The 23,616-nt window shown below is 43.4% G+C and carries 19 protein-coding genes; all 19 read right to left on the bottom strand.

What is annotated here, in order from left to right:
• Window positions 1–11: 11 nt before the first annotated feature.
• Complete coding sequence (gene miaA, locus D469_RS0105980) at window positions 12–962, bottom strand: tRNA (adenosine(37)-N6)-dimethylallyltransferase MiaA (RefSeq protein WP_026286123.1); 951 nt, start codon at window positions 960–962, stop codon at window positions 12–14.
• A gap of 4 nt (window positions 963–966) precedes the next feature.
• Window positions 967–1,758 (bottom strand): class I SAM-dependent methyltransferase, encoded by a 792-nt coding sequence (locus tag D469_RS0105985; protein ID WP_018922472.1) that lies wholly within the window; start codon window positions 1,756–1,758, stop codon window positions 967–969.
• A 417-nt stretch (window positions 1,759–2,175) separates the two neighbouring features.
• Window positions 2,176–4,038 (bottom strand): DNA mismatch repair endonuclease MutL, encoded by a 1,863-nt coding sequence (gene mutL / locus D469_RS0106000; RefSeq protein WP_018922475.1) that lies wholly within the window; start codon window positions 4,036–4,038, stop codon window positions 2,176–2,178.
• Window positions 4,039–4,053: 15 nt separating this feature from the next.
• On the bottom strand, window positions 4,054–6,654 hold the full coding sequence (gene mutS / locus D469_RS0106005) for a DNA mismatch repair protein MutS (protein ID WP_018922476.1): 2,601 nt from the start codon (window positions 6,652–6,654) through the stop codon (window positions 4,054–4,056).
• A 140-nt stretch (window positions 6,655–6,794) separates the two neighbouring features.
• The gene (gene cotE / locus D469_RS0106010) at window positions 6,795–7,370 is read right to left on the bottom strand and encodes an outer spore coat protein CotE (protein ID WP_018922477.1); all 576 of its coding nucleotides are present in this window, start codon (window positions 7,368–7,370) and stop codon (window positions 6,795–6,797) included.
• A 611-nt stretch (window positions 7,371–7,981) separates the two neighbouring features.
• Window positions 7,982–8,416 carry a YlbF/YmcA family competence regulator gene (locus tag D469_RS0106015; protein ID WP_018922478.1) on the bottom strand — a complete coding sequence of 145 codons (435 nt, stop codon included), beginning with the start codon at window positions 8,414–8,416 and terminating at the stop codon, window positions 7,982–7,984.
• Complete coding sequence (gene miaB / locus D469_RS0106020; protein WP_018922479.1) at window positions 8,413–10,035, bottom strand: tRNA (N6-isopentenyl adenosine(37)-C2)-methylthiotransferase MiaB; 1,623 nt, start codon at window positions 10,033–10,035, stop codon at window positions 8,413–8,415. The genes D469_RS0106015 and miaB overlap by 4 nt, the downstream gene beginning before the upstream one ends.
• Window positions 10,036–10,290: 255 nt before the next feature.
• The gene (locus D469_RS0106025; RefSeq protein WP_018922480.1) at window positions 10,291–11,976 is read right to left on the bottom strand and encodes an ABC-ATPase domain-containing protein; all 1,686 of its coding nucleotides are present in this window, start codon (window positions 11,974–11,976) and stop codon (window positions 10,291–10,293) included.
• Between the two features lie 237 nt (window positions 11,977–12,213).
• Window positions 12,214–12,474 carry a stage V sporulation protein S gene (locus D469_RS0106030; protein ID WP_010898529.1) on the bottom strand — a complete coding sequence of 87 codons (261 nt, stop codon included), beginning with the start codon at window positions 12,472–12,474 and terminating at the stop codon, window positions 12,214–12,216.
• Between the two features lie 190 nt (window positions 12,475–12,664).
• Window positions 12,665–13,459: a TIGR00282 family metallophosphoesterase gene (locus D469_RS0106035; RefSeq protein ID WP_018922481.1), complete on the bottom strand. Its 795-nt coding sequence runs from the start codon at window positions 13,457–13,459 to the stop codon at window positions 12,665–12,667.
• A gap of 298 nt (window positions 13,460–13,757) precedes the next feature.
• Window positions 13,758–15,323, bottom strand: coding sequence for a ribonuclease Y (gene rny / locus D469_RS0106040; protein WP_018922482.1), 1,566 nt, complete (start codon window positions 15,321–15,323; stop codon window positions 13,758–13,760).
• Between the two features lie 347 nt (window positions 15,324–15,670).
• Window positions 15,671–16,708: a recombinase RecA gene (gene recA, locus D469_RS0106045; RefSeq protein ID WP_018922483.1), complete on the bottom strand. Its 1,038-nt coding sequence runs from the start codon at window positions 16,706–16,708 to the stop codon at window positions 15,671–15,673.
• A gap of 266 nt (window positions 16,709–16,974) precedes the next feature.
• Window positions 16,975–18,564, bottom strand: a complete 1,590-nt coding sequence (locus tag D469_RS0106050; RefSeq protein ID WP_018922484.1) for a DEAD/DEAH box helicase — start codon at window positions 18,562–18,564, stop codon at window positions 16,975–16,977.
• Between the two features lie 19 nt (window positions 18,565–18,583).
• Complete coding sequence (locus D469_RS0106055) at window positions 18,584–19,804, bottom strand: competence/damage-inducible protein A (RefSeq protein ID WP_018922485.1); 1,221 nt, start codon at window positions 19,802–19,804, stop codon at window positions 18,584–18,586.
• Between the two features lie 16 nt (window positions 19,805–19,820).
• Window positions 19,821–20,393 (bottom strand): CDP-diacylglycerol--glycerol-3-phosphate 3-phosphatidyltransferase, encoded by a 573-nt coding sequence (pgsA, locus tag D469_RS0106060; RefSeq protein ID WP_018922486.1) that lies wholly within the window; start codon window positions 20,391–20,393, stop codon window positions 19,821–19,823.
• A gap of 209 nt (window positions 20,394–20,602) precedes the next feature.
• The gene (locus D469_RS0106065; protein ID WP_018922487.1) at window positions 20,603–21,466 is read right to left on the bottom strand and encodes a helix-turn-helix domain-containing protein; all 864 of its coding nucleotides are present in this window, start codon (window positions 21,464–21,466) and stop codon (window positions 20,603–20,605) included.
• 17 nt (window positions 21,467–21,483) lie between these two features.
• The gene (locus D469_RS0106070) at window positions 21,484–22,251 is read right to left on the bottom strand and encodes a DUF3388 domain-containing protein (protein ID WP_018922488.1); all 768 of its coding nucleotides are present in this window, start codon (window positions 22,249–22,251) and stop codon (window positions 21,484–21,486) included.
• 295 nt (window positions 22,252–22,546) lie between these two features.
• Window positions 22,547–22,804: a DUF3243 domain-containing protein gene (locus D469_RS0106080; protein ID WP_018922490.1), complete on the bottom strand. Its 258-nt coding sequence runs from the start codon at window positions 22,802–22,804 to the stop codon at window positions 22,547–22,549.
• An 80-nt stretch (window positions 22,805–22,884) separates the two neighbouring features.
• A complete protein-coding gene (gene ymfI, locus D469_RS0106085; RefSeq protein ID WP_018922491.1) occupies window positions 22,885–23,616 on the bottom strand; it encodes an elongation factor P 5-aminopentanone reductase in 732 nt (243 codons plus the stop codon).

Genomic DNA, 23,616 nt, shown 5'->3' on the forward strand with positions numbered 1-23,616 from the left:
TCATTGATCTACTATATGTTTATATTCGACGATTCTTTGCTGTTTCCCTTCACATAATCAGTGATTTTTTGAAGGGTATTTTCGTAAGTATCATTCGTTCTATCAAACCATTCCACATTTTCTTTATTCCGAAACCAAGTTAATTGGCGCTTCGCAAAGCGTCTGGAATTTTGCTTCAATTGTAAAATGGCATCATCTAGAGATTGTTCTCCGGCAAAGTAAGGGAAGAATTCTTTATAACCGATTGCTTTGGCAGCTTGAGATTGTTCTAAGCGGCTGGTATATAACTGTCTAGCTTCTTCCACCAGTCCTTGCTCTACCATCTGGTCAACCCGCAGGTTTATACGCTCATACAGTTTAGAACGTTCCATAGTCAGACCGATGAGCAGCGTCTGGTATGAAGGCTCTTCTTCAACATCTGCACCAAATTCTGTCAGCGTGCTCCCTGTCGTTTCCACAATTTCGATCGCTCTAATTAGTTTCTTGCCATTGTTCCAATGGATCGACTCAGCACTTTTCGGATCTTGTTGTTTTAAGCGTTGATGCAAGGCCGCTGGACCTTCAGCAGCTAGAATGTCCTCCAATTCAGCGCGAAGTCCTTCATCAGGGTCTGTATCATGAAAGGAAAGGTTTTTCGTCAGACCTTTGATGTAAAGCCCTGTGCCACCTACCACAATCGGCAGGCGTTCGTTTAGAAACAACTGATCAATGAGTTGAAAAGCCTCGCGTTGAAATGAGGAGGCCGAAAACGCCTCTCCTGGAGACAACGTATCTATAAGATGATGAGGCACTCCTTTCCTTTCTTCACTGGTCACTTTGGCTGTACCGATATCAAGCCCTTTATACACTTGCATGGAATCGCCGCTAATAACTTCGCCGCCAAATGTTAAAGCGAGGTCCACCCCAATTGCTGTTTTGCCAACTGCCGTCGGACCTACGATAAATAAAACCGTCTTCATCACTTGTTCATCCTTTTTTTAAATCAATCACTCCATAATGAATGTGGGCGTGTTTGCGGAGGAGGCGGGTGAATCCTAACACCTCAAAGCGGTCACTGCTACGATGATCTTTTAAAACGACTCTTCTCTTCGCTACCCGGCATGCTTCCTCGACTGTAGCAGCACTCACTTCTTCTGTATTGGCAAATGCGCGCAACGGGCCAATTGAGCTTGAACCCTGAACTTCTTTTTGAAACATTGGATCAAAATAAATAACATCCGCGCTGTCTTCCTCCATAGTGACAAGCCACTCATAATGGTCGCCTGCATTCACAGCCACCCGACTCAGCTCATCATGTAAGGTAGCATGGGTTAACGCCAGCTGCTTCATTCCCTCAGCAACAAGATAAGCAACGACTGGATGAGATTCAATGCCATATACCCTCCCCGTTTTTCCGACAACATAACTAGCGACAAGGCTGTCAGAGCCAAGTCCCATTGTAGCATCAATAAACGTATCACCTGCTTGTAAGCTGCAAGCTTCTACCATTCGGTCGTTTTCTCCTCGGGCCAAGGCTTTAATACGCAATTCAGCCATGGAAGGATGAAAAAAGAAAGGATCGTCTTCCTGCCCGGGAAAATGAAGGGTCAGTTTTGTGGTGCCAACGACAAGCACAGGGGCTTCGTACGTTGCTGTTAAGTATGGCAGTGAAGTTTTTTCTCGCTGGATAAAAGAAATGTGAAATTCTTGTGCTAAAGCTTGTGCATGGTTTTGCAGCTTCTCCTGATTTTTTCGGGTTGTTGTCACGATCACACCCATCACCTGCCACTTTCCATTATAGCATAGCCGCTTCATCGAAAAACCAAACCAATACTTGATTTTGCAATAATTCTTGAGCTTTTGACATAAGCAAAAGAAAAACTGAGCCTGTTGGGAGCATTCTCTCCCACAAGCTCAGTTTATTAAACAGCAATCGAAGCGCTCTACCTTGCTGCAATCTACACTTATCGATTATCTGATTGGGATTGTTTGAGAAGGTAAATGGCCATAACCATACTGAGTCCAATCGCAAAGAAAGAAATTCCTAGGATAGATAGAATTTCAAGTCCTGTCATAACTGATCACTCCCCCTGATCCACATTTGTCCATCTATTTTAACATGGTGTACTTTTCCTTTACCTCAACTTAACCGAATTAAATGTGACGATTGCTCGACAATTATGAACGAATTGCTTCCTAGTTCATAATTCGTTTAAACATTTTTTCCATATCTTTCGTTGAGAAATGAATAATAATTGGACGGCCGTGCGGGCAAGTATACGGATCTTCACTTTGCTGCAAACGATAAAGTAGTTGTTCCATTTCGTCTTTTCGCAAATAGCGGTTGGCTTTTATAGCTGCTTTGCATGCCATAAGAATAGCTGAATTTTCCCGCAATGCTTTCAGTTTTATTGAACGCTCATGCAGCACTTCATCGACAATTTCCCGCACCATCTCCTCTTCACTTCCGGCAGGCATCCATTTTGGATAAGAAGTTACTCGGTACGTGGTCGTTCCAAACGGTTCAACCGCAATGCCGAGGTTCTGTAAGTCGTCCAGCCGTTGTTCTAAGAGAATGGCTTCATCGGTTGATACTTCCAAGGTAAATGGGAATAGTAATTCTTGGGCCTGATTACTCTCTTCACCCACTTTTTCCCGGAAATATTCATATTGAAGCCGCTCTTCCGCGGCGTGTTGGTCAATCATATAAAGCCCCTCATCGTTTTGGGCAAAAATATACGTCCCGTGCATTTGACCGATTACTTCCATATCAGGCACGCCTAGAGATGTTTTTTGTTGCGTATGGGTAGCTGCTGCCTTCGTCTCATACGGCGGCAAGCTCTGCTCATAAGCTAGCCCTTCACTCTGTTCCTCCTGAACAGGCGGTGTGCTTGCTAACCGTACTTCTGGCTCTTCTCGTTCTTTTGTTTCTTTGATCAATTCTTGGGAAGAAGCAGCTTCTTGTTGGGCTGGTGACGTCTTCACTGGTTCTTTCGGGAACGAAAATGGCAGCTGTTCACTCGGAGCGGCCGCTTTTTTAGCAGCTTCTTCTCCACCCGTGTTAGGAATTAACGTTTCATTTTGCAAAGTCTGGCGTATAGCCTGGTAAACTGCTTTATTCAGCTCTTCTTCTTTACTTAACCTCACTTCAAGCTTAGCGGGGTGAACATTTACGTCAATTAAAGATGGATGCATCGTAATATGAAGGATGGCAATCGGAAAACGGCCAATCGGAAGCAAGGTATGATATCCTTTTTCAATCGCTTTAAAGATGGGGAAATGCTTAATATATCTTCCATTAATAATCGTCGACGTATACGACCTGGAGGCGCGATTTACTTCCGGCAAACCAACATATCCTTCCACTTTAAAATCCGGCGTTTCCACCTCCACGGCCCGCATCTTTTTGGCTGTCTGCCTTCCGTAAATAGAAGCAGCTACCGCTCTTACGTCGTTATTTCCCGAAGTAAATAGCATGTCCCGTTCATTATGCACGAGCCGGAATGAAATCTCCGGATGAGCCAGCGCCTGGCGATTGACCACATCGGTAATTCTCCCTAATTCTGTACTTACCGTTTTCATATGCTTAAGCCGCGCGGGCGTATTAAAGAACAAATCAGTCACTTCAATATCCGTACCTTGGCGCTGCTTCGTTTGCGATTCGGCAATTAAATGTCCGCCCTGGTAACGCAGCAGGGTTCCCGGACCTTCGCCTGTGCCCGTTTCAATAGAAAGCTGGCTGACAGCAGCAATACTCGGCAGTGCTTCACCTCGAAAACCTAATGTTGCAATCGTGAACAAGTCTTCTTCTGTCTGGATCTTACTGGTGGCATGGCGGGAGAAAGCTCGTTTTGCATCTTCAGCAGTTAGTCCTTCACCATCATCCAACACCCGAATTCGTTCGATGCCACCTTCAGAGACGTCAATCTCAATACGAGTACTATGGGCGTCCACTGCATTTTCAACAAGTTCTTTGACAACAGAAGCTGGCCGCTCTACCACTTCTCCAGCGGCGATCTTGTTTGCTAAATGCGTTTCTAATTGAACGACACGTCCCATGTAGACGCCTCCTTTCTACTTTTTGTTATTCTGCTTTAATTGATGCTGCCAATCATTTATAATTTGCAGCGCTTCAAATGGGGTCATATTGAGAACGTCCATACATTCGACTTCTGCTATAATTTTTTGTTTTTCTGGCGATAGCTCCTCGGCTTCACCACTAGAAGCAGCTGCCTCTTCAGAAATGGTAAACAATGGGAGCTGCTCAGCTTCTTGAGAAGATGAAGGTGCCACGTCTGAACCTTTAGCTGTTTCAAGTTCCTCTAGTACTGTCTGTGCCCGGTATAACACGTCCGTAGGGAGCTGGGCTAATTTAGCGACGTGAATGCCATAACTTTTATCTGCCCGTCCTTCTTGAACTTCATGGAGAAACACAACTTCTTCATTTTCTTCAGAGGCTGCCACATGCACGTTTTGCGCTGCTGGGAGCTCATCAGCAAGGGCGGTCAATTCATGATAATGCGTAGAGAACAAGGTTTTTGCTCCGATCGTATTATGAATATACTCTAAAATGGATTGCGCTAAGGCCATGCCATCATACGTGGAAGTACCTCTTCCAATTTCATCAAGTAAAAGTAAACTGCGGTTCGTAGCATTCATGAGCGCATGTTTCGTTTCCACCATTTCCACCATAAACGTACTCTGTCCTGAAGCTAAATCATCAGCAGCACCAATCCGGGTAAAAATTTGATCAAAGACTGGAAGCTCTGCTTCTTTAGCAGGTACAAAGCAGCCAATTTGAGCCATAATTGCTGTTAACGCGACTTGGCGCATATAGGTACTTTTCCCTGACATATTCGGCCCTGTAATGATCAGCAGTTCACGTTCCTCATCCATATACACGTTATTGGCCACATACTCCCCGGAGCCAAGTGTTTGTTCGACTACCGGGTGCCGGCTTGCTGTCAGTGTTAATGTCCGTCCTGCAGTAAATGTAGGCTTATGATAATCATTTACATCACTTACTTTCGCAAATCCTTGCAAGACGTCGACCTCGCTAATAAGGATCGATAATTCCTGCAGCGTAGAGATTTCTTCTTTTACCCTCTCTCTTAATTCAACAAAAAGTTCATGCTCGAGCGTGCCAATTTCAGTTTCAGCTTCTAAAATCAGTCGTTCTTTTTCTTTAAGTTCAGGCGTCACAAACCGCTCCGCATTCGTAAGCGTCTGTTTTCTTTCATAACGGTCTTGGGGTAACTGTGCAATATTTGGTTTAGTTACTTCAATATAATAGCCAAATACTTTATTGTAACCGACCTTAAGAGACTTAACCCCTGTCACCTGCCGTTCTTCCTGCTCTAAGTTAGAGATCCATGTTTTCCCGTTTTGGCTTGCTTCTCTATATTCATCGAGCTTTGCATGATATCCTGTCCGAATCATTCCGCCCTCTAAAATCGAAACAGGAGGATGACTGACAAGCGCCCGATCAAGCAGCTCTTTTAATTCATCACATGTTTTCATTTGCCTGCTAAGACGATCAGCATGTTCATGGTCCGTCTCTTCCACCAGAGCTTTAATAGCAGGAATACTCTCCAGCGTACTGCGAAGCTGGACAAGGTCGCGGGCATTGACTGTTTGGTAAGCCACCTTCCCAACTAAACGCTCGAGATCATAAACGCCGGTCAATGCTTCACGTAAATCTTCTCGTAAAATCATATCTTGTTTCCACGCTTCAACTAAACCTTGACGGCGTTCGATTTTTGTTTGATCTAATAAGGGCCGCTCCAGCCAGCGCTTTAACAGACGGCCTCCCATCGCCGTAGCTGTTTGATCTACTTCCGCCAGCAACGATCCTTGTCTCGTTTTATCTCGAAGCGTTTCAAGAAGTTCAAGATTTTTCTTAGCGTGAACGTCCAACAACAAAAAGTCTGTGGTCTCTTCGACTTGAATCGCTTGCAGGTGGTCAAGAGAGCGCTTTTGCGTTCGGTGCAAGTAATGAAGCAAACGAACAGCTGCTTGCCGCAACGTTACATTACTGATTTGTACAAGCTTGTCTTCCCAGCCAGCCAATGGTTCAATCTCTTCTTCAACCGATTCAATTAAGCCGTGTTCTTGAATTTGCTGTTTAACTTTCTCATCAATTTCTTCAGCTATAACCACTTCGCGCAAGCCACTAATGGATAATTCTCGTCCAATTGCTAAATCGTCCGGAGAAAGAAGGCTGGCAGAAATTTCACCCGTCGTAAGATCTGCTTTAACCCAGGCCGCCTGTTCTCCTGGTGTGACATCCAAAGCGCCGATATATTGATTATCTTTTGCTTCCAAAGCTTTGCCTTCCATTACTGTCCCCGGCGTAATAATCCGCACCACTTCTCGTTTGACTACGCCTTTTGCTGTTTGCGGGTCTTCCACTTGCTCGCAAATCGCGATTTTATATCCTTGTCCGATCAATTCACTTATGTAACTCTCGGCGCTGTGATACGGAACCCCGCACATCGGAATAGCCTCTTCGCCCGTGCCTCTTTTCGTTAAGGTGATTTCAAGCAGTTTAGCGGCTTTAACAGCATCCTCAAAAAAAAGCTCGTAAAAGTCACCGAGCCTAAAAAAGAGAAATGTCTCTTCATATTGAGCTTTAATTTCTTTATATTGTTTCATCATTGGCGTTTCTTTCGTCACAGTGATACCTCCAACTGCTCTCTTCTCACCGGCCATTATACCATAGAACTTAAAATAAGAGATAGACAGCATACCTGAGATCGTTCTGATTCTCTAGTGGCCATTCCACCTCATAAAAAAGAACCGGGGCCCCGGTTCTTTTACTCATCTGACTCTTCTTCATCCTCAGCTTGAAGGAAATTCGGTTCAATCGATTTCAGTTCATCATCAGCAACTTGTTCATCCCAGTTTACATCTCGATAATTCATATCTTCCTGGTCGGGGTGCATTTGGACGGTCATTTTTGTTTCTCCCACCATTTCACAGGCAAATGAACGTTCGACTTCGACCACAACTTGTTCCTTATCTTCGCTGATCGATGCTTCCAGTGTATTAGGTTGTTTGACTGCTCGAGCAATAACATCGGTTTGTTCAGACATAATTGGTTCATCACTCATCGTAAGCGGCACCGTTTCTTCATAAGAGACAGTCTTTGTAAACACATCGGTTTTCGTGTTGTCTTCGTAAGAATACCAGATGTTAACATCATATTGGCCAAAGACAAGAATGCTGTCTTCTTGTTTAGCCGCATCATACTCATGATTAATAATCCAACAGCCTAAAATACTAGTTGGCTTCTCATTTGGCCGAAATTGATGTGTTACCGTGGATTCTTTTTTTCCTTTTCCGCATACGGCTTTCGTGACAATTTCGCGATAAGATGGATCTGGACTCAAGGTATACCCCTCCTGTCTAATCTCAGTTCAGTCGATCATCGACAACGATGCCGTTATTGTATAAGCCATGACCGTCCTTTTTCGATACTATGCCGTAAGGGACCGTCCCATGCCATCAATTCAAAAAGTCATCAAGAAAGACAGATACTAAAAGGAGGTGTACATACAAGGAGCAGCCCCGTGAAAGGCAGCTTTTGCAAACGTAGTTGTGTACCATACCCACGAAGAAGCAGAAGGTGCGACTCTGGCGGGAAACTAAAGAGAACCCCGGAAAAGCTGCTTATAATTTAAAAGATCGTGTAGTTACAAGTAGAGAATCGTGGCCAAAAACCGTTGATATGCGGGGAAGGCCCGACACTTCTACGGGTCAAGCTAGCCTGGTGAGACCCTGCAAGGCGGCAGCCTGAGGAGGATCGCGGTTCGCCTGCGGAAAGGGAGGCTCTGGACGAAATTTCAATCCCTTTCTTTAACTATCTCTGCCGCTATCGCTTTGTTAAACTGTGGTGAAAACGTTCGTCTCGAGCGCATGCAAAAGCCATGACTATTAGCAAATAGCCAATAAAAAAAGCTCCCTATGTACAAAAATAGTTGCACATGAGGGAGCTTATTTATTAAGACTTGTTACGAATTTCTTGGAACGGATTTCTTCCGGTAGTGCCTTTCAATTTATCGCCGCCCGTATCTTCAATGATCTGATTGGTCACTGACCTTGAGATCGTATTAGAAACAAGCTGTAACAGTTCATTAACTTCAGTTTGGCTCTGCTTAAATTCTTGCACGAGTGGAATTTGGTCAATCTCTTCATGCAATTCATCAATTTCTTTTTCCTTTGCCTTTAACGCTTCACCTTTTTGGTAATGCTGCAAATTCACTGCTTCTTTTTGTTTATCTTTAATTTGCTTTATTAACTGCTGCACTTTCAAATTTTGATTGATTTTTTCTTCAGCTTGTTTAAAAAATGCTACTTCTTCAGTATCAGCCATCATTTGGCCTAGTTTTTTTGCTTCATTTAATACATCTTTTCGGCTATAATTTGCTTCACTCATGTCGTTACCTCCGCATATTCAAGCATTTCACCATCTAAAGACCACGTTTTTGCTTCTGTAATCTTAACATTTACAAGCTCACCAATTGCCTCGTTTGGCCCACGAAAATTAACGAGTCGATTACGGCGTGTTCGGCCAGCCAATACTTCATCATTTTTCTTGCTGGTTCCTTCAACTAGTACTTCAACTACTTGACCTTCATGTTCTTTATTTTTGCGAGCAGAAATACTGTTTACTAGTGCATTTAAACGAGCCAGCCGCTCTTTCTTTACTTCCATTGGTACATTGTCTTCCATCTTGGCTGCAGGTGTACCGTCACGTGGAGAATAAATGTAGGTAAAGGCGCTGTCATAATCCATTTCCTCCACTAATGTCAACATCTCCTGAAACTGTTCTTCCGTTTCATTTGGAAAACCGACGATTAAATCGGTGGTAAACGAAGCATGTGGCATCGCTTCTTTAATCTTGTGGGCAAGCTCAACATATTGCTCACGCGTATATTTTCGAGCCATTAGCTTAAGAATCTGATTGTTGCCATGTTGGACAGGCAAATGGATATGCTCAAGCAGATTCCCGCCTTTTGCCAATACTTCAATTAAGTGATCATCAAAATCACGCGGATGGCTGGTCGTAAATCGAACGCGAGGAATGTCTACTTTACGGATCTCATCCATCAAATCGCCAAGCCCTACACCTTCTTCAAGGTCTTTACCATAAGCGTTTACGTTTTGACCAAGCAGGGTAATTTCTTTATATCCCTGTCTGGCCAAGTCTCGAACCTCCATAATAATATCCTCTGGACGTCGGCTTCTTTCTTTGCCCCGCGTATATGGTACGATGCAATAAGTACAGAACTTATCACAGCCATACATAATATTTACCCATGCTTGGGTTTTACCTTCTCGTTTACGCGGCATGTTTTCTACGACATCGCCTTCTTTCGTCCATACTTCCACGACCATTTCTTTGCCAAGAATTGCGTCGTGCATCAATGAAGGCAAGCGGTGAATATTATGAGTGCCAAAGACAAGGTCAATATGCTGGTGCTTTTCCAAAATGCGGTTAATAACAGATTCTTCCTGCGACATGCAGCCGCAAACGCCGATGACAAGCTCCGGCTTTTCTTTTTTAAGCGGCTTTAAATTTCCAATTTCACCAAACACTTTATTTTCAGCGTTTTCGCGAATCGCACACGTATTCAAAAGAATGGTATCAGCTTCATACACATCATCTGTAGCTTCAAAGCCCATTTCTTCTAAAATCCCAGCCATGTTTTCCGTATCATGAACATTCATTTGACAACCGTAGGTACGGATCAAATATTTCTTCCCGTGGCCGATTCCTTTCATTTGTTCCGGAATCTCAAAATCATAATGAACTTCTACATCTTCTTTCCCACGACGTTTTCCTTTTTTATAATCGGGCTGGTCGTGAATTAAGATTTCACGGCCGCCAATTTTCATAAATGTTTTTCCTTCTTCATTTTCCTGAAATTCAGCTTTAGTAAAATCAAAGTATTTGCTATAATCTTTATCCTTTTTAAGCGACGAATCAGCGTCGGATTTTAAGTCCTGGCTCGAAACGTGCTCTTCATTTTTTCTATACTTATTTTCACTCATTGTTATACTCCTTTCAAACTGCCACGTTCGGTTTCATTATAAATTGTTCCGAGGCAGGTTACAATGACTTGACCCTCTTCTACCTTTAATTTCTTAAAATCGTAAGAAAAAGACTAGTCCCTGACTTAGCTACAGCCCGTTTTCTAGAAGTGCCCTGTTTTGAATAGTATGTAGACACACTACTTCGAAGCAAGGGCTATTAGCAGTGTTCGGCTGCCCAAAAAACCGCCGCATATAAAGCGGCGGTTCATCCTACTATGACTGTTTCATATTTAATGTGCGCATACGATTAATAGCAGCAGCCACTTCATAACGTCGTGGAAGTGCTAAATCACCAGGGTGTTTCCCTTTAAACGGAGAAATAACTTCAAGCCCTTTTTTCTCAACATCAGCCTCATAAGCATCTAACACCTGATTTAACGTGAGAGAACCATCAAAATAGTGCTTAGCTAAATACCGAATTGCTTCAGCTATGGCACGGGTTTGGCTTGGGTCGGTCAACTGTTCGATAAACGAAAGGTCAATATCTGTAGTACCATAGATAATTTTATGTTTACCCTTACTGTCCACTTTTTCTTTCTTCCCTTTCGTAGCATTAAAGCTATCAGGTGTAATGTTTCTAGAAGGAAGGCTTCCGAAAGTAGCGCCTGCTTCTTTTTGCCGCTCTTCGCCAAAGGAGTTCGCAATACGTTTTGCTTCTTCAGTTACATAATAAGGCTGATAGGCATCCATCATAATCACATGGTCAGCTACATCAAAATAATCACCAGCACCACCCACTACTAGCACAGTGGAAACGCCATGTTCATCATAAAGCGCTCTGACCTTATCAATGAAAGGTGTAATCGGCTCTTTATTTTTAGCTACGAGTGCCTGCATTCTTGCATCACGAATCATAAAGTTGGTGGCACTAGTATCTTCATCAATTAACAAGACAGATGAACCCACCTCTAATTGTTCTACAATATTGGCAGCTTGGGACGTACTACCACTTGCATTTTCAGAGGTGAAAGCCTGGGTATCTTTATTGTTTGGCAGATTCGAAATAAACGGAGAAATGTTGACCCCAGTTACACTACGCCCATCTTCTGCTCTTACTTTCGCTGCTGATTCTGCGCTTACTACGAATTCTCTCCCATCTCCGGCAATGTGGTCATATACACTGCGCTCTAATGCTTCTAGAAGTGTACTCTTTCCATGGTAGCCGCCGCCTACGATAATCGTTACCCCGGCTTGAATCAGCATTCCCGTGACCGTTTTTCCGTGAGGTAAGTCTACTGTTTCTTCTAATTCTGTTGGAGCAGTAAAGGTAGTAACGTCTGCATGAGAAAGAGGGCGGTCACTTATCCCGCTCTCACGTGGCAACACAGAGCCGTTAGCGACAAAGCCGATAGCCCCTCGGTCATGTACAAACTGACGCAAAGCTTCCTGCTGGTCTGCGAGTTGTAACTGTTGCTCTCTTTTTTCTGCGCTGTGCTTTAGTAGTCCTTGTTCAATGGCACGCGGGAGATCTTTTGTTAAGCGGTTAGCTGCCTGCCGCCCTAAAATCGTACGTCCACGCGCAGGCAAATGAAGGGACAATCGAACTTCTGTCTTATGTGCATCGACCACGACTGCCGTGCGCTCCAATATTTCCTGCCCCGGCCGGTCAATCATGATTCCCTTCTGAAGGTTTTCGTTGCGCAGGCTTTGATAAATAGAGCGGGCCAAAAAATCTGTTAGAGCCGTACGTCTAGCTGGTGTAGACACCCATTCTTTCTGCAGGCCAAGCTCGTCATTTGATACTTCAATGCGCATGCGAGAAGGACTCGCGTAGGGGTCAGCTTGGATATGATCAATATGTAAAATAAAGTTAGAGGCCTGATAGGTCCCCAACGTGTCTTTGTATGCTTTGTACCCTTTTCCATCGATTCGTGTTAATGTTTGCTGCAATTGTTTCATCGTCTGTTCTCACCTCTGCCTTTCTCGGTCGCTGTCTTCATTTTAATAAACCGTAGTTAACATATAAAGGATGGGATCTATTTCTTTTTCAAACTACCTCAACGTATAAATTGCTCAATGGCCAACGAAATAGGTTTTGAATAAGCTTACATAAAAAAGCTGCCCAAGCAGCGCGTTACATTTACGCTTGCTGGACAGCCTGCTAAGTGAACGTGCCACTTCAAGCTTTGTCTTCACCTACCTGGGTTCTACAATTAATTTAATCGCTGTCCGTTCTTCACCATCGATTTCAATATCTGTAAACGCTGGAATACAAACGAGGTCAATTCCACTTGGAGCTACAAAGCCCCGAGCTATGGCAATCGCTTTAATGGACTGATTGAGAGCTCCGGCACCAATAGCTTGAATTTCCGCTGCGCCTCTTTCACGAATCACACCTGCCAATGCTCCTGCAACTGAATTAGGGGTGGATTTAGCTGATACTTTTAATACTTCCATTCTTAGTACCTCCTTATATGGATGATGCCCTCATCTACTATATTCACTAAGATTATGCATATTCCTGTTAACAGTTGAAATCTTTTTTAAATAAGGCTGAGTAATGTTGATATTTCTTCCATGGTCTAGAGCCTAAACTAAATATAGAATAACTAATCTATGAGGTTCCATCAGCTTTAGCTGATGACCCTTACTCATAAAATGGATGATCTTCATTAATGAGGAGGCGTTCTATTTTTTTTGCTTTTTTTGTTTTCGGATCCAATTCAAGATAGACTCCACTTAATTGTTCCCTTCCTGTGTCAACTTCAAACCTTGCTGGCAAACCTGTTTTAAATTTTTGTATAATGGTCTCTCGTTCCATCCCAAGAATGCCATCATACGGGCCCGTCATCCCCACATCGCTTAGATAAGCTGTCCCGTTAGGTAAAATTCGTTCATCCCCAGTCTGTACATGGGTATGGGTACCGATCACCGCAGAAACCCTGCCATCTAAATACCAGCCCATAGCCTGTTTTTCACTTGTGGCCTCGCCATGAAAATCTACAAAAATACAGTCCGAGCGGTCTTCAATCTCAGCTAGTATCTGATCCACTTTTTGAAACGGACAATCAAGCGGCGGCATGAACGTCCGTCCCATCAAATTAATTAAACCAAGCTTAACCCCATTAATATCAAGGATTTTATAACCATTACCAGGCGTTCCTTCCGGGAAATTCGCCGGGCGGATCAGGTTAGGCGCTTCTTCAATAAATTCAAAGATTTCTTTTTTATCCCAGGCATGATTGCCGAGTGTAATCGCTTGAGCGCCGGCATTTAACAATTGTTTATATATTTTTTCTGTAATTCCTTTCCCATGGGCAGCATTCTCTCCGTTAATAACTACCATGGACGGACGGTACTTTTTCTTCAGTTTTGGTACATACTCTTCTACCATCTTTCGACCTGGAGACCCTACAACATCTCCAATAAACATCAATTTCATTTTTGCATTTTCCTTTCGTTAAAGCACTTTATGGACCTCAATAATGTTAATATTTGCCCTTAAAGATGAGTTGAAAGCTGCTTCATTACCGTTTCTGCTTCTACCCTACACGTTTTTTATCTTTTTTAAAACCCTAACGGGAATAAAGAAATCCGGAGAAAGCTCTAGCTCCTTGAGGCAAATGATCAATCGTTCTTATTTACTGTTGCTTTGGAAATTGCTAGAGATACAACTCCCCTTCATTTCCAGGACTCAAGACATAGAAAAAGCGACACACGAAGTGCCGCTTATTTAGATATTATTTTGCGTATTCAACTGCCCTTGTTTCTCGAATTACGGTTACTCGAATATGGCCTGGATAATCCAGTTCACTTTCGATTTGCTTCGTAATGTTTTGTGCTAATCGATGCGCAAGTGCATCATCAACGACATCTGGTTTTACCATGATGCGTACTTCTCTTCCTGCCTGAATGGCATACGTTTTTTCAACACCCTCAAATGATTCTGCAATCTCCTCCAGCTTTTCTAACCGACGAATATAGGTTTCTAATGTCTCACGACGAGCACCTGGACGGGCTGCGGATAAAGCATCTGCAGCAGCTACGATCGTGGCAATCACCGAAGTTGCTTCGGTGTCTCCATGGTGAGAAGCAACACTGTTAATAACTACTGGATGTTCTTTATACTTCGTCGTAAGTTCGACACCAATTTCTACGTGCGAACCTTCCACTTCATGATCAATTGCTTTCCCGATATCATGCAAAAGCCCAGCCCGGCGAGCAAGTTGTTCATCCTCACCCAGTTCTGCTGCCATAAGACCGGACAAATAAGCAACTTCTGTCGAATGTTTCAGCACATTTTGTCCATAGCTTGTACGGAATCTCAAACGACCAAGAATTTTGATCAGGTCTGGATTTAAAGCATGAATGCCAACTTCAAATGTCGTTTGTTCCCCGTACTCTCGAATCATTTCATCGACTTCGCGTCTTGCTTTATCAACCGTCTCTTCTATTCGTGCCGGATGAATCCGACCATCCTGGACGAGGCGTTCAAGAGCTGTACGTGCGATTTCTCTTCGAATTGGATCAAATCCTGATAAAATGACCGCTTCTGGTGTATCATCAATGATTAGGTCGATTCCAGTCAATGTTTCTAGTGCCCGGATATTTCGACCTTCACGCCCGATAATTCGACCTTTCATTTCATCATTCGGAAGATTGACTACAGAGACTGTTGTCTCAGCTACGTGGTCAGCTGCACAGCGCTGAACGGCGGTCGATAGAACTTCTTTTGCTTTTTTGTTGGCCGTTTCTTTAGCTTCGTCGGTCCGCTCTTTAACCATGATGGCAAGCTCATGTTCCAATTCTTGCTCCGTCTCTTTTCGAATAGTCTGTCTTGCCTCTTCCCGAGACATATTGGAAACACGCTCTAATTCATAATACTGCTTTTCTAACAGCTCCTCCACTTTGCTATTCATCTCATCAATTTGTTGCTGTTTCTCAGCCAAAGTGCTCTCTCTCGTTTCCAATGATTCTTCTTTTTTATCGAGAGTTTCACTTTTTCGGTCTAGAGTTTCTTCTTTATGAAGCAAGCGGTTTTCCTGTTTTTGAATTTCATTTCTTCGTTCGCGAAGATCCTGTTCAGCTTCCGAGCGAATCTGATGTGCTTCATCTTTTGCTTCAAGAATCACTTCTTTATGAGCTGCATCAGCATTTCGTTCAGCTTCTTCCCGAATTTGTTTTGCAGCTTCTTCGGCGCTCGAAATCTTTGCTTCTGCTAAGGATTTGCGTACGATATAACCGATAACCCCGCTTAAAGCAGCAACGACAATCAGCAAAATGGAGATGAGAAAGATGTTGTCCATGTCTTTTCACCTCCCGTTGCTACGTCATCATTCGTTTCAGTCAATTTCAAACATAAATACTAGTAAGATGTTGCTTCCTGCGGGTTTTAAACTTTAACGGAGATAGCAGACATTCCACCGATTACGATCAATCGGTTTTAATTGGTGTTGAATGTTCGTTTTTCAGCAATACTTACATCCATCAAAATTCTTGCAAAAACGTATATTATAGAAAAATATGAATGAAAAGGATGATTCTCATTCTACACAATTGTATCTTTCAATATAGGGAGTGTCAAGATTACGACACATCCTGGATGCAGAAGAAAAAAACACAGCACGTATACTACGTGCTGTGTAACGAAACGTTACGCTTCTTCTGAAGATTCATCAGCAGTCGAAGAGCTTTCAACCTGATTATTATTTAATTGATGATGCTCTCGTATTCTTCCTTCAATATCAGTAGCAACAAGCGGATTTTCAGTTAAATACTGCTTGGCATTTTCCCGGCCCTGCCCCAGGCGTTCTCCTTCAAAGGAATACCAAGCTCCGCTTTTTTGAACAATATCAAGATCACTGGCGAGGTCAAGAATAGAACCTTCACGCGAGATTCCTTCCCCATACATAATATCAACTTCTGCCTGTTTAAAGGGGGGAGCTACTTTGTTCTTCACAACCTTAAGTCGTGTTTTGTTTCCTACCATTTCATTTCCTTGTTTCAATGTTTCAGCCCGACGCACTTCCAGACGCACAGAAGAATAGAATTTTAAGGCTCGTCCGCCCGGGGTAGTCTCAGGGCTTCCAAACATAACTCCTACTTTCTCACGAATTTGGTTAATAAATACGGCAATGGAATTGGTTTTGCTAATCGCTCCGGAAAGCTTACGCAAGGCTTGGGACATTAAGCGAGCCTGCAAACCAACGTGACTATCTCCCATTTCCCCTTCAATCTCTGCCTTAGGAACAAGAGCAGCTACAGAGTCAACGACAATAATATCGACAGCTCCGCTTCGTACAAGTGCCTCAGCAATCTCTAATGCTTGTTCCCCTGTATCAGGCTGAGAAAGAAGCAATTCATCAACATCTACCCCTAAATGCCGGGCGTAGACAGGGTCAAGAGCATGCTCAGCATCAATAAAAGCAGCTTGGCCGCCATTGCGCTGCGTTTCTGCGATGGCATGCAGAGCGACCGTAGTCTTACCAGAGGATTCCGGTCCATATACTTCCACAATTCGTCCTCTTGGGTATCCACCGACGCCTAAAGCAATGTCCAGGGCAAGAGCTCCACTGGAAACAGTAGCAATGCGATCTTCCCCCTGTTCTCCCAATTTCATGATTGAGCCTTTGCCGAATTGCTTTTCAATGTTTCGTAGTGCTTGATCCAAAGCAGCTTTACGATCGCTCATAATCTATACTCTCCTTCTATATCTGGCCATAATCCACACTTGGGGTGGAGACCTTAATAATCAATATCTAATATATATCATACCTTGTTTTGCTTCATTTGCCAACAAAAAAGGGAACATTTATTCGCTTATGTGATAAATCAATTGCAGAATAATGTCAGGGAGAGAGATAAAGAAAAGAAGGGAGTCACCCTAAATAAGGGCAACTCCTAAATTGGTTCGCACAAACAACAAACCTGAAATTTGCTTGTTTTTAAGCACCAGGATTATTTGCGCTTTTTAGGGCGGGGTTTGGCTGGTTCAAGGTTCACTTTCGCTCCATTAACTCTGGAATTACGAAGCCCTTCATAAAGGAAAGGAGCTGTGTCTTGTGGAACTTCGACAAAGGTGAAATTCTCAAAAATATCAATTCGCCCAATTGCTTTTGCAGAGAGACCCACTGTGTTCGAAATTTCTTGGACAAGAATTTTAGGGGTAAGGTTGACGTTTTTACCAACATTAATGAAAAAGCGCACCATGCCCTCGGACGCACCAGTTTCCCCAAAATCATATCCTTCAGAGCTATTTGATGAAGTAGCATCCGATTGAAAATTCATCTTCATTAGTGCTTGGACTAATACTTTTGGTTCATACTTCTCCAAGAGCTCGTCAGAAATGGTATCAAATAGCGAAACATCTACACCATTGTCAATGACAGCAGACACTTGTTGCTTCCAAGTCTCCTGCTGTTTCTCAACAACTTCTTCAATACTTGGTACAGCCTGCGCTGGAATACTAGCTTTAAGCTCACGTTCAATGGAACGAAGGTGTTTCATTTCACGCGGCGTAACCAACGTAAGGGCCTGCCCAGTATTTCCTGCCCGCCCTGTGCGGCCAATACGGTGTACATAACTTTCCGGGTCCTGTGGAATATCATAATTTATAACATGAGTAACGTTATTTACATCCAAGCCACGTGCAGCCACGTCAGTTGCAACTAAAAACTCTACTGCTCCGTCACGGAACTTTTTCATAACTGCATCCCGCTGTGACTGTGTAAGGTCACCATGTAATCCATCAGCCAAATAGCCTCTTGCCTGCAGAGCTTCTGTTAATTCAGCCACTCCTTTTTTGGTGCGGCAGAAAACAATAGCAAGATCTGGGTCGCGGCTGTCAACAACCCGGCAGAGTGAATCTAATTTATTACGTTCAAGCACCTTATAATAAATTTGTTCAATCGATGGCGCTGCCACTTCCCCTTTACTAATCGATACCGTTTTAGGCTCCTGCATATAACGTTTTGAAAGTTTCTGAATCGGAGGGGGCATGGTTGCTGAGAAAAGCAATGTCTGCCGTTCTGTGTTCACTTGCTTCAAAATGGTCTCGATATCTTCAATAAAGCCCATATCAAGCATTTCATCTGCTTCATCAAGCACCATAGTACTCACTTGGTCAAGCTTTAGTGTCTTGCGGCGCAAATGGTCTTGGACCCGGCCTGGTGTTCCAATTACGACATCGACACCTTTTTTTAGTGCTTTAATCTGATGCCCGATCGACTGGCCCCCATATACCGGAAGCGTGCGTACGCCAATATGCTTAGCCAGCTTCTGTAGCTCACCTGAAACTTGAATAGCAAGTTCACGGGTTGGAGTTAATACAAGAGCCTGTACATGCTTTGTCTTTTTTATTTCATTAACGATCGGAATCCCAAAGGCAGCTGTTTTTCCTGTACCAGTTTGAGCCTGTCCGATCAGATCGCTTCCCTCTAATATGACAGGAATTGCTTTATCTTGTATCGGAGATGGCTCTTCAAATCCCATTTCTTTGATTGCTTTTTTTAGTTCGTCTTTAATTTCTGGACTTTCGAATACATTCATTTGTTCATCACCTTTTCTATCATTTCAGTAAGAGGTGAGAAGCATGTTTTTTGGCCATTAAGCGGACTCGCTCACGCGAACCCGGTAAATAAAATGCTTCTGTCACCGTTTGATCTGCTGTAGCTATACCGATTATAAACGTTCCTGGCGGCTGCCCTTCCTGGTCAGCCGGCCCAGCAACACCGGTTAAGCTAACGCCTACATCTGCTTGAAATTTTTGCTTAACTTCTTCTGCCATTACCTGAGCACAGCCCCGACTGATCACGCCTTCTTTATCAATAACTTCATTTGCTGATAACATACTCTCTTTAACAGAGGTCGCGTAAGAAACAACACCGCCCCTTACGACTTGTGAGGAACCGGGCAAAGCTGTAAATTCTTCCATCAGCCCGCCCCCTGTCAGGCTTTCAGCAAAAGCAAGCATTTTTCCTTCTTTTTTGTAGCGTTCTAACACTTTAGAAACGAGCGTATCTTTATCCTTTCCATAAAGATACGACCCGAACCGTTCGCTTATTATTGTTTCCATTTCATCTAATAAGCGGTGACGCTCCGTTTTTGTACCAGCTTTTGCCGTCAAACGGATCATCACTTCCCCTTCCGAGGCAAGTGGGGCAATGGTAGGGTTAGTTTGGCTGGAGATTAAATCTTGTAAGCCGTCAGCTAAATCGGATTCTCCAATACCAAAAAATCGGAGTTCTCTTGATTCAATAGCTTCTAATCCATGAAGTTCCCTTATAAGATAAGGTCTGATTTTTTCATTAAAAACAGCAAAACATTCCCGTGGTGGCCCTGGTATTAAAATAAACAGCGTTTCTTCGGACTGAAAGGTCATACCGCACGCTAACCCAGCAGGATTGAGGAAGGGTTGGCCTCCTTGTAAATATAATGCTTGTTTTTTGTTTGCTTCACTCACTTTTTTTCCGCGCGCAGCCATCCAACTCGTTAACTGCTGCATTGATTCTTCATGCGTGGCAAGGTCGGTCTTTATATAACGGGCGACTGTCTCTCTTGTAAGATCATCTTCTGTCGGCCCAAGTCCTCCCGTCAGCAATACAATATCAGCACGCTTGTCTGCAGCTTCTACTGCTTCGTAGAGGCGAGAGTCATTGTCCCCTACCACCGTGTGGAAAAACACATCAATGCCTAGCTCCGCCAATTCTTGAGAGAGCTTTTGACCATTAGTGTTTGCAATTTGGCCGAGTAACAATTCTGAACCTACTGCAATAATTTCTGCATTCATTAATTTCAGCCCCTGCTTAGACGTCTAGAACATGTCGATTTTTATAGAAATAATCCCAGCCAGAAATAATAGTCAAGATAACCGCCACCCACATGAACAGCATACCCAGAGGAAACCCTTCCAAACCAAATGGGGTATTGTGCAAAAGTAATATGGCGAGTCCTGCCATTTGAAACACTGTTTTCCATTTCCCGAGGGGGCTGGCAGCGATTACTTGCCCATCAGCTGCCGCTAACAAGCGCATACCTGTTACAGCAAATTCTCGACTCAAAATGACCACTGCCATCCAGGCGGGCAGCAAGCCAATTTCGACCAAAGAGACTAAAGCTGCGGTTACTAAAAGTTTATCTGCCAAAGGGTCAAGGAACTTACCCAAGTTAGTTACAAGTCCTTCTTTTCGTGCCAAGTAACCGTCCAGCCAATCTGTGGTGGCAGCAATAATAAAGATAAAAGCAGCAATCAAATGGTGGGTTGGAATCGCACTTGCTCCAAGCTGTACATCGCCCCAATCAAAAGGGACGAGCAGGAAAATCATAAAAATGGGAATTAAAGCAATTCGTATGAGTGTAATTTGATTTGGGAGATTCACGTTAAACCACCTAAAAATAAAGGTTGTAAAAGAAAGGAAGAACCTTTCACTTCCCTCTTCATGAATAAAACCTGAATGAAGCACACGCAAGGAAAATGGAGAGAATGAGCAGTTACATATTTCCCCTTCTTATTATATTTGTAACATAATTAGACTAAGTTAAAAACATAAGGAGAACCGGTACCCAACAAGAGAGTGCCGGCTAAGGCCTATTCAAGAACAAAGGTAATGTTTTGCAAGTCTTGTTGGCCAGGATCAATATCATACTCATATTCCTCGCCATTTAACACAATGGTTAAATTCGGCGAATAACCAGTTCGTACGGTTACTTCACTTTGGTCCGTAAAAGAATGTGTTTCTTCTGATTCTCCGCCATTTTCTGTGCTTGAGATTGTTGCACCAGCTTCATTTCTGAATTCGGTCCACGCCTCACCGTCAAAGAACAGTTCGAATTCTAATTCATCGGCACCGCTGACTTCAACCACCGTTTGTTCGCCTTCAGCTGAAACAGTTTCAAAAGAAATATCTCCTTCTTCGTCTTCTTCATCTTCTTCGGCTTCTGCATTCTCAGCGTCTTCCTCAGCGGCCTCATCTTCCTCATCTTCTTCCTCATCATTCCCGCCATTTTCACTTTCAAACGCAGGCTCCTCATCTGGTGGTAAACCTTCTGTGCTTTCATCGTCGCCCATGCTAAACATCCAGATGGCCACGGAAAGGACGAGAACGAGAGCAAGCATTGTAACTGCAGATATTATAGAAGCCAGCTTCGGTTTTTTCTTTTCTACCCGTGGCTTACTTCTTTCTGCGCGTGATGGAAGTTCCACAGGTTTTTGTTTTGGTTTCGGAAGCTCAGAAGCATACTCTTCAAAGATTTCTTCAGAGTTTAAGCGCAGAGCTTCAGCGTAGCTTTTCACAAAAGCCCTCGCATAAAAAGCTCCCGGCAAAGAGTCATAATCTCCCTCTTCAATAGCGATTAAATATCTGCGCTGGATTTTAGTACGCTCTTGAAGCTCATCCATACTCATGCCTTGTTCTTCTCTTGTTTCTTTTAAATACCGACCCAATTCAGACAATACTTAACACCTACCAACTAACTGATATCAAATGAGGAAAAGCCAGAATCAACCACTTCATATGTTATTTCCTCAGATTCATCATTTCTTAATTCAATAATACAATCAAAATCTTGTAAGGTGTATGGCGTTTCCCTAACAAATATATCAGGGTGTTCCACCACTTTCACAGCTGGAAGTCTAAGAATTTCATCGACAAGGATTTTGTGTTTTTCCGGTGCGCGCATCGTCGTCACGATTCCATCAATGATATAGATGAGGCCTGAACCCATCTCATCATCGGCTAATTGGTTTCGTACCGTCTGCCTTAATAACGTAGACGAAATAAAGGACCAATGTTTATTTGCACAAACGCTAGCGGCAACTACAGATTCCGTTTTACCTACACGAGGCATCCCTCGTATGCCTACTAAGTAATGGCGGTCCGTCTTGAAAAGCTCGGCCATGAAATCAACAAGCAGGCCCAGTTCATCTCGAACGAAACGAAATGTTTTTTTATCATCTGCATCTCGTTCAATATACCTTCCATGCATCACAGCTAACCGATCCCTCAGCTTGGGCTCTCGTAACTTTTTCACTGTAATATTTGAAATGGTTTCAAGGATGGCACGGAATCTTTTAACTTGATCATCACTTGAGCTACGTATAAGCATTCCACGACGTCGGTCTTCTACACCGTTAATCGTGACGATATTTATTGATAGCATGCCTAACAATGACGCAATATCCCCAAGAAGTCCCGGGCGATTTTCATGGATTTGGTACTCAAGATACCATTCTTTCATATCGTTAGCCGGCTCCTTTCATGCCAATAGAAAAAGGATACAGATTAATAAAACCTCCTTCTGGCGGGGGAACGTGTGCATACGGTTGTCATTTTACGCTATATTAGCCAATTTGAACAGTCTTTCCAAGCATATTCTTCCTCAGAGTGAAAAATATGAAGATGGTTGGAGAAGAAAGGCATCATTGCATAGTCATCATTTCTTAAAAGTGATAAAAGAGGGCTACTATAGTTTTCTTGGTGGGGATGAAATTTTTCTATTATAGAAAAAGGAGCCGCATATGCAGCTCCCCCCATTAATGCGTACCTTCATCTTGTACGAGTTTTACCATCATATTTGCAATGGCATGTTGTTCATTTTCATCTGCTACTTCCCACATATCACGGATTACCCGTTCTTGTTCATTTTTGGGTTCTACGTTTTCTGACAAATACTCTCCAACCTGATAGGCTACATCTGACACGACTTCCTGGTTCATTCCTTCATCCTGACCTTGATGAAGGCGGTCGCCCAGAAAATCTTTCCACTGTTCCCATTGATCAAGTACAGACATCTTAATCCTCCTTTGAATGAGAGTCACACGTAGTGTACCCTCGAAATAAGAATCTATCCTTGAACATTGGATAAAATCTGTTAAATCCATGCTCCATTTATATTTAATATATGCCCATTGACATAGCCGGCCTGCTCTGATGCTAAAAAGGAGACTGCTGCCGCTACTTCGTCCGGAGCGGCAAAGCGTCCGGCTGGAATTTCGCTCTTTAAGGCTTCTTTCTCCTCTGTAGAAAATCGTTCCATCATGGGAGTGTCCACAGCCCCAGGAGCTACTCCATTGACGGTAATACCGGTAGGCGCTACTTCTTTGCCAAGAGAGCGCACAAATGAATTCAACCCGCCTTTTACAGACGAATATATCACTTCACACGATGCTCCAATGTCTCCCCAGATCGAAGAAATGACAATAACCCGCCCCGCCTGCTCCCGAATCATAGAAGGCAAAAGCTGCTGGGTAAGCCGCATTGGGCTAATCAAATGAAGCTGTAAGGTCTTTTGGAACTCTTCTGCGGACACGTCCGTAAACAAACCATAAGGGCTTGTACCACCGGTATGTACCACCGTATGGACGTTAACATGTATTTCTTCCAAGAGTTTTTCCAACCCTCTCTCGCTGCTTAAGTCTGCCTGAATCGGTAGAGCTTCCACGCCCATTGCCTTGCATTCATCTAGCAAGAAACGAACTTTCTTCTCATTTTGATTGTAATGGAGCAGTAATGAGTTGCCTTCTTTTGCAAAAGTCCTGGCCACAGCTTGCCCTACCCCGCCACTGGCCCCTGTGACCAAAACCCATTTAACTTTATTGCCCAA

The organism is Salsuginibacillus kocurii DSM 18087 (assembly GCF_000377705.1).
Lineage (GTDB): Bacteria > Bacillota > Bacilli > Bacillales > Marinococcaceae > Salsuginibacillus > Salsuginibacillus kocurii.

What these genes read in the sequence shown, in the direction of transcription:
- D469_RS0105985 (WP_018922472.1), bottom strand. Translation starts at nt 1,758, where the DNA reads ATGGGTGTGATCGTGACAACAACCCGAAAAAATCAGGAGAAGCTGCAA.
- recA (WP_018922483.1), bottom strand. Translation starts at nt 16,708, where the DNA reads ATGAGCGATCGTAAAGCTGCTTTGGATCAAGCACTACGAAACATTGAA.
- D469_RS0106070 (WP_018922488.1), bottom strand. Translation starts at nt 22,251, where the DNA reads ATGAAAGAATGGTATCTTGAGTACCAAATCCATGAAAATCGCCCGGGA.
- D469_RS0106050 (WP_018922484.1), bottom strand. Translation starts at nt 18,564, where the DNA reads ATGAATGTATTCGAAAGTCCAGAAATTAAAGACGAACTAAAAAAAGCA.
- mutL (WP_018922475.1), bottom strand. Translation starts at nt 4,038, where the DNA reads ATGGGACGTGTCGTTCAATTAGAAACGCATTTAGCAAACAAGATCGCC.
- D469_RS0106055 (WP_018922485.1), bottom strand. Translation starts at nt 19,804, where the DNA reads ATGAATGCAGAAATTATTGCAGTAGGTTCAGAATTGTTACTCGGCCAA.
- rny (WP_018922482.1), bottom strand. Translation starts at nt 15,323, where the DNA reads ATGGACAACATCTTTCTCATCTCCATTTTGCTGATTGTCGTTGCTGCT.
- miaB (WP_018922479.1), bottom strand. Translation starts at nt 10,035, where the DNA reads ATGAGTGAAAATAAGTATAGAAAAAATGAAGAGCACGTTTCGAGCCAG.
- D469_RS0106080 (WP_018922490.1), bottom strand. Translation starts at nt 22,804, where the DNA reads ATGTCTGTACTTGATCAATGGGAACAGTGGAAAGATTTTCTGGGCGAC.
- D469_RS0106025 (WP_018922480.1), bottom strand. Translation starts at nt 11,976, where the DNA reads ATGAAACAATTGCAGCAAACATTAACACGAATCGATGGAAAAGGGTAC.
- D469_RS0106035 (WP_018922481.1), bottom strand. Translation starts at nt 13,459, where the DNA reads ATGAAATTGATGTTTATTGGAGATGTTGTAGGGTCTCCAGGTCGAAAG.
- D469_RS0106030 (WP_010898529.1), bottom strand. Translation starts at nt 12,474, where the DNA reads ATGGAAGTATTAAAAGTATCAGCTAAATCCACCCCTAATTCAGTTGCA.
- D469_RS0106015 (WP_018922478.1), bottom strand. Translation starts at nt 8,416, where the DNA reads ATGAGTGAAGCAAATTATAGCCGAAAAGATGTATTAAATGAAGCAAAA.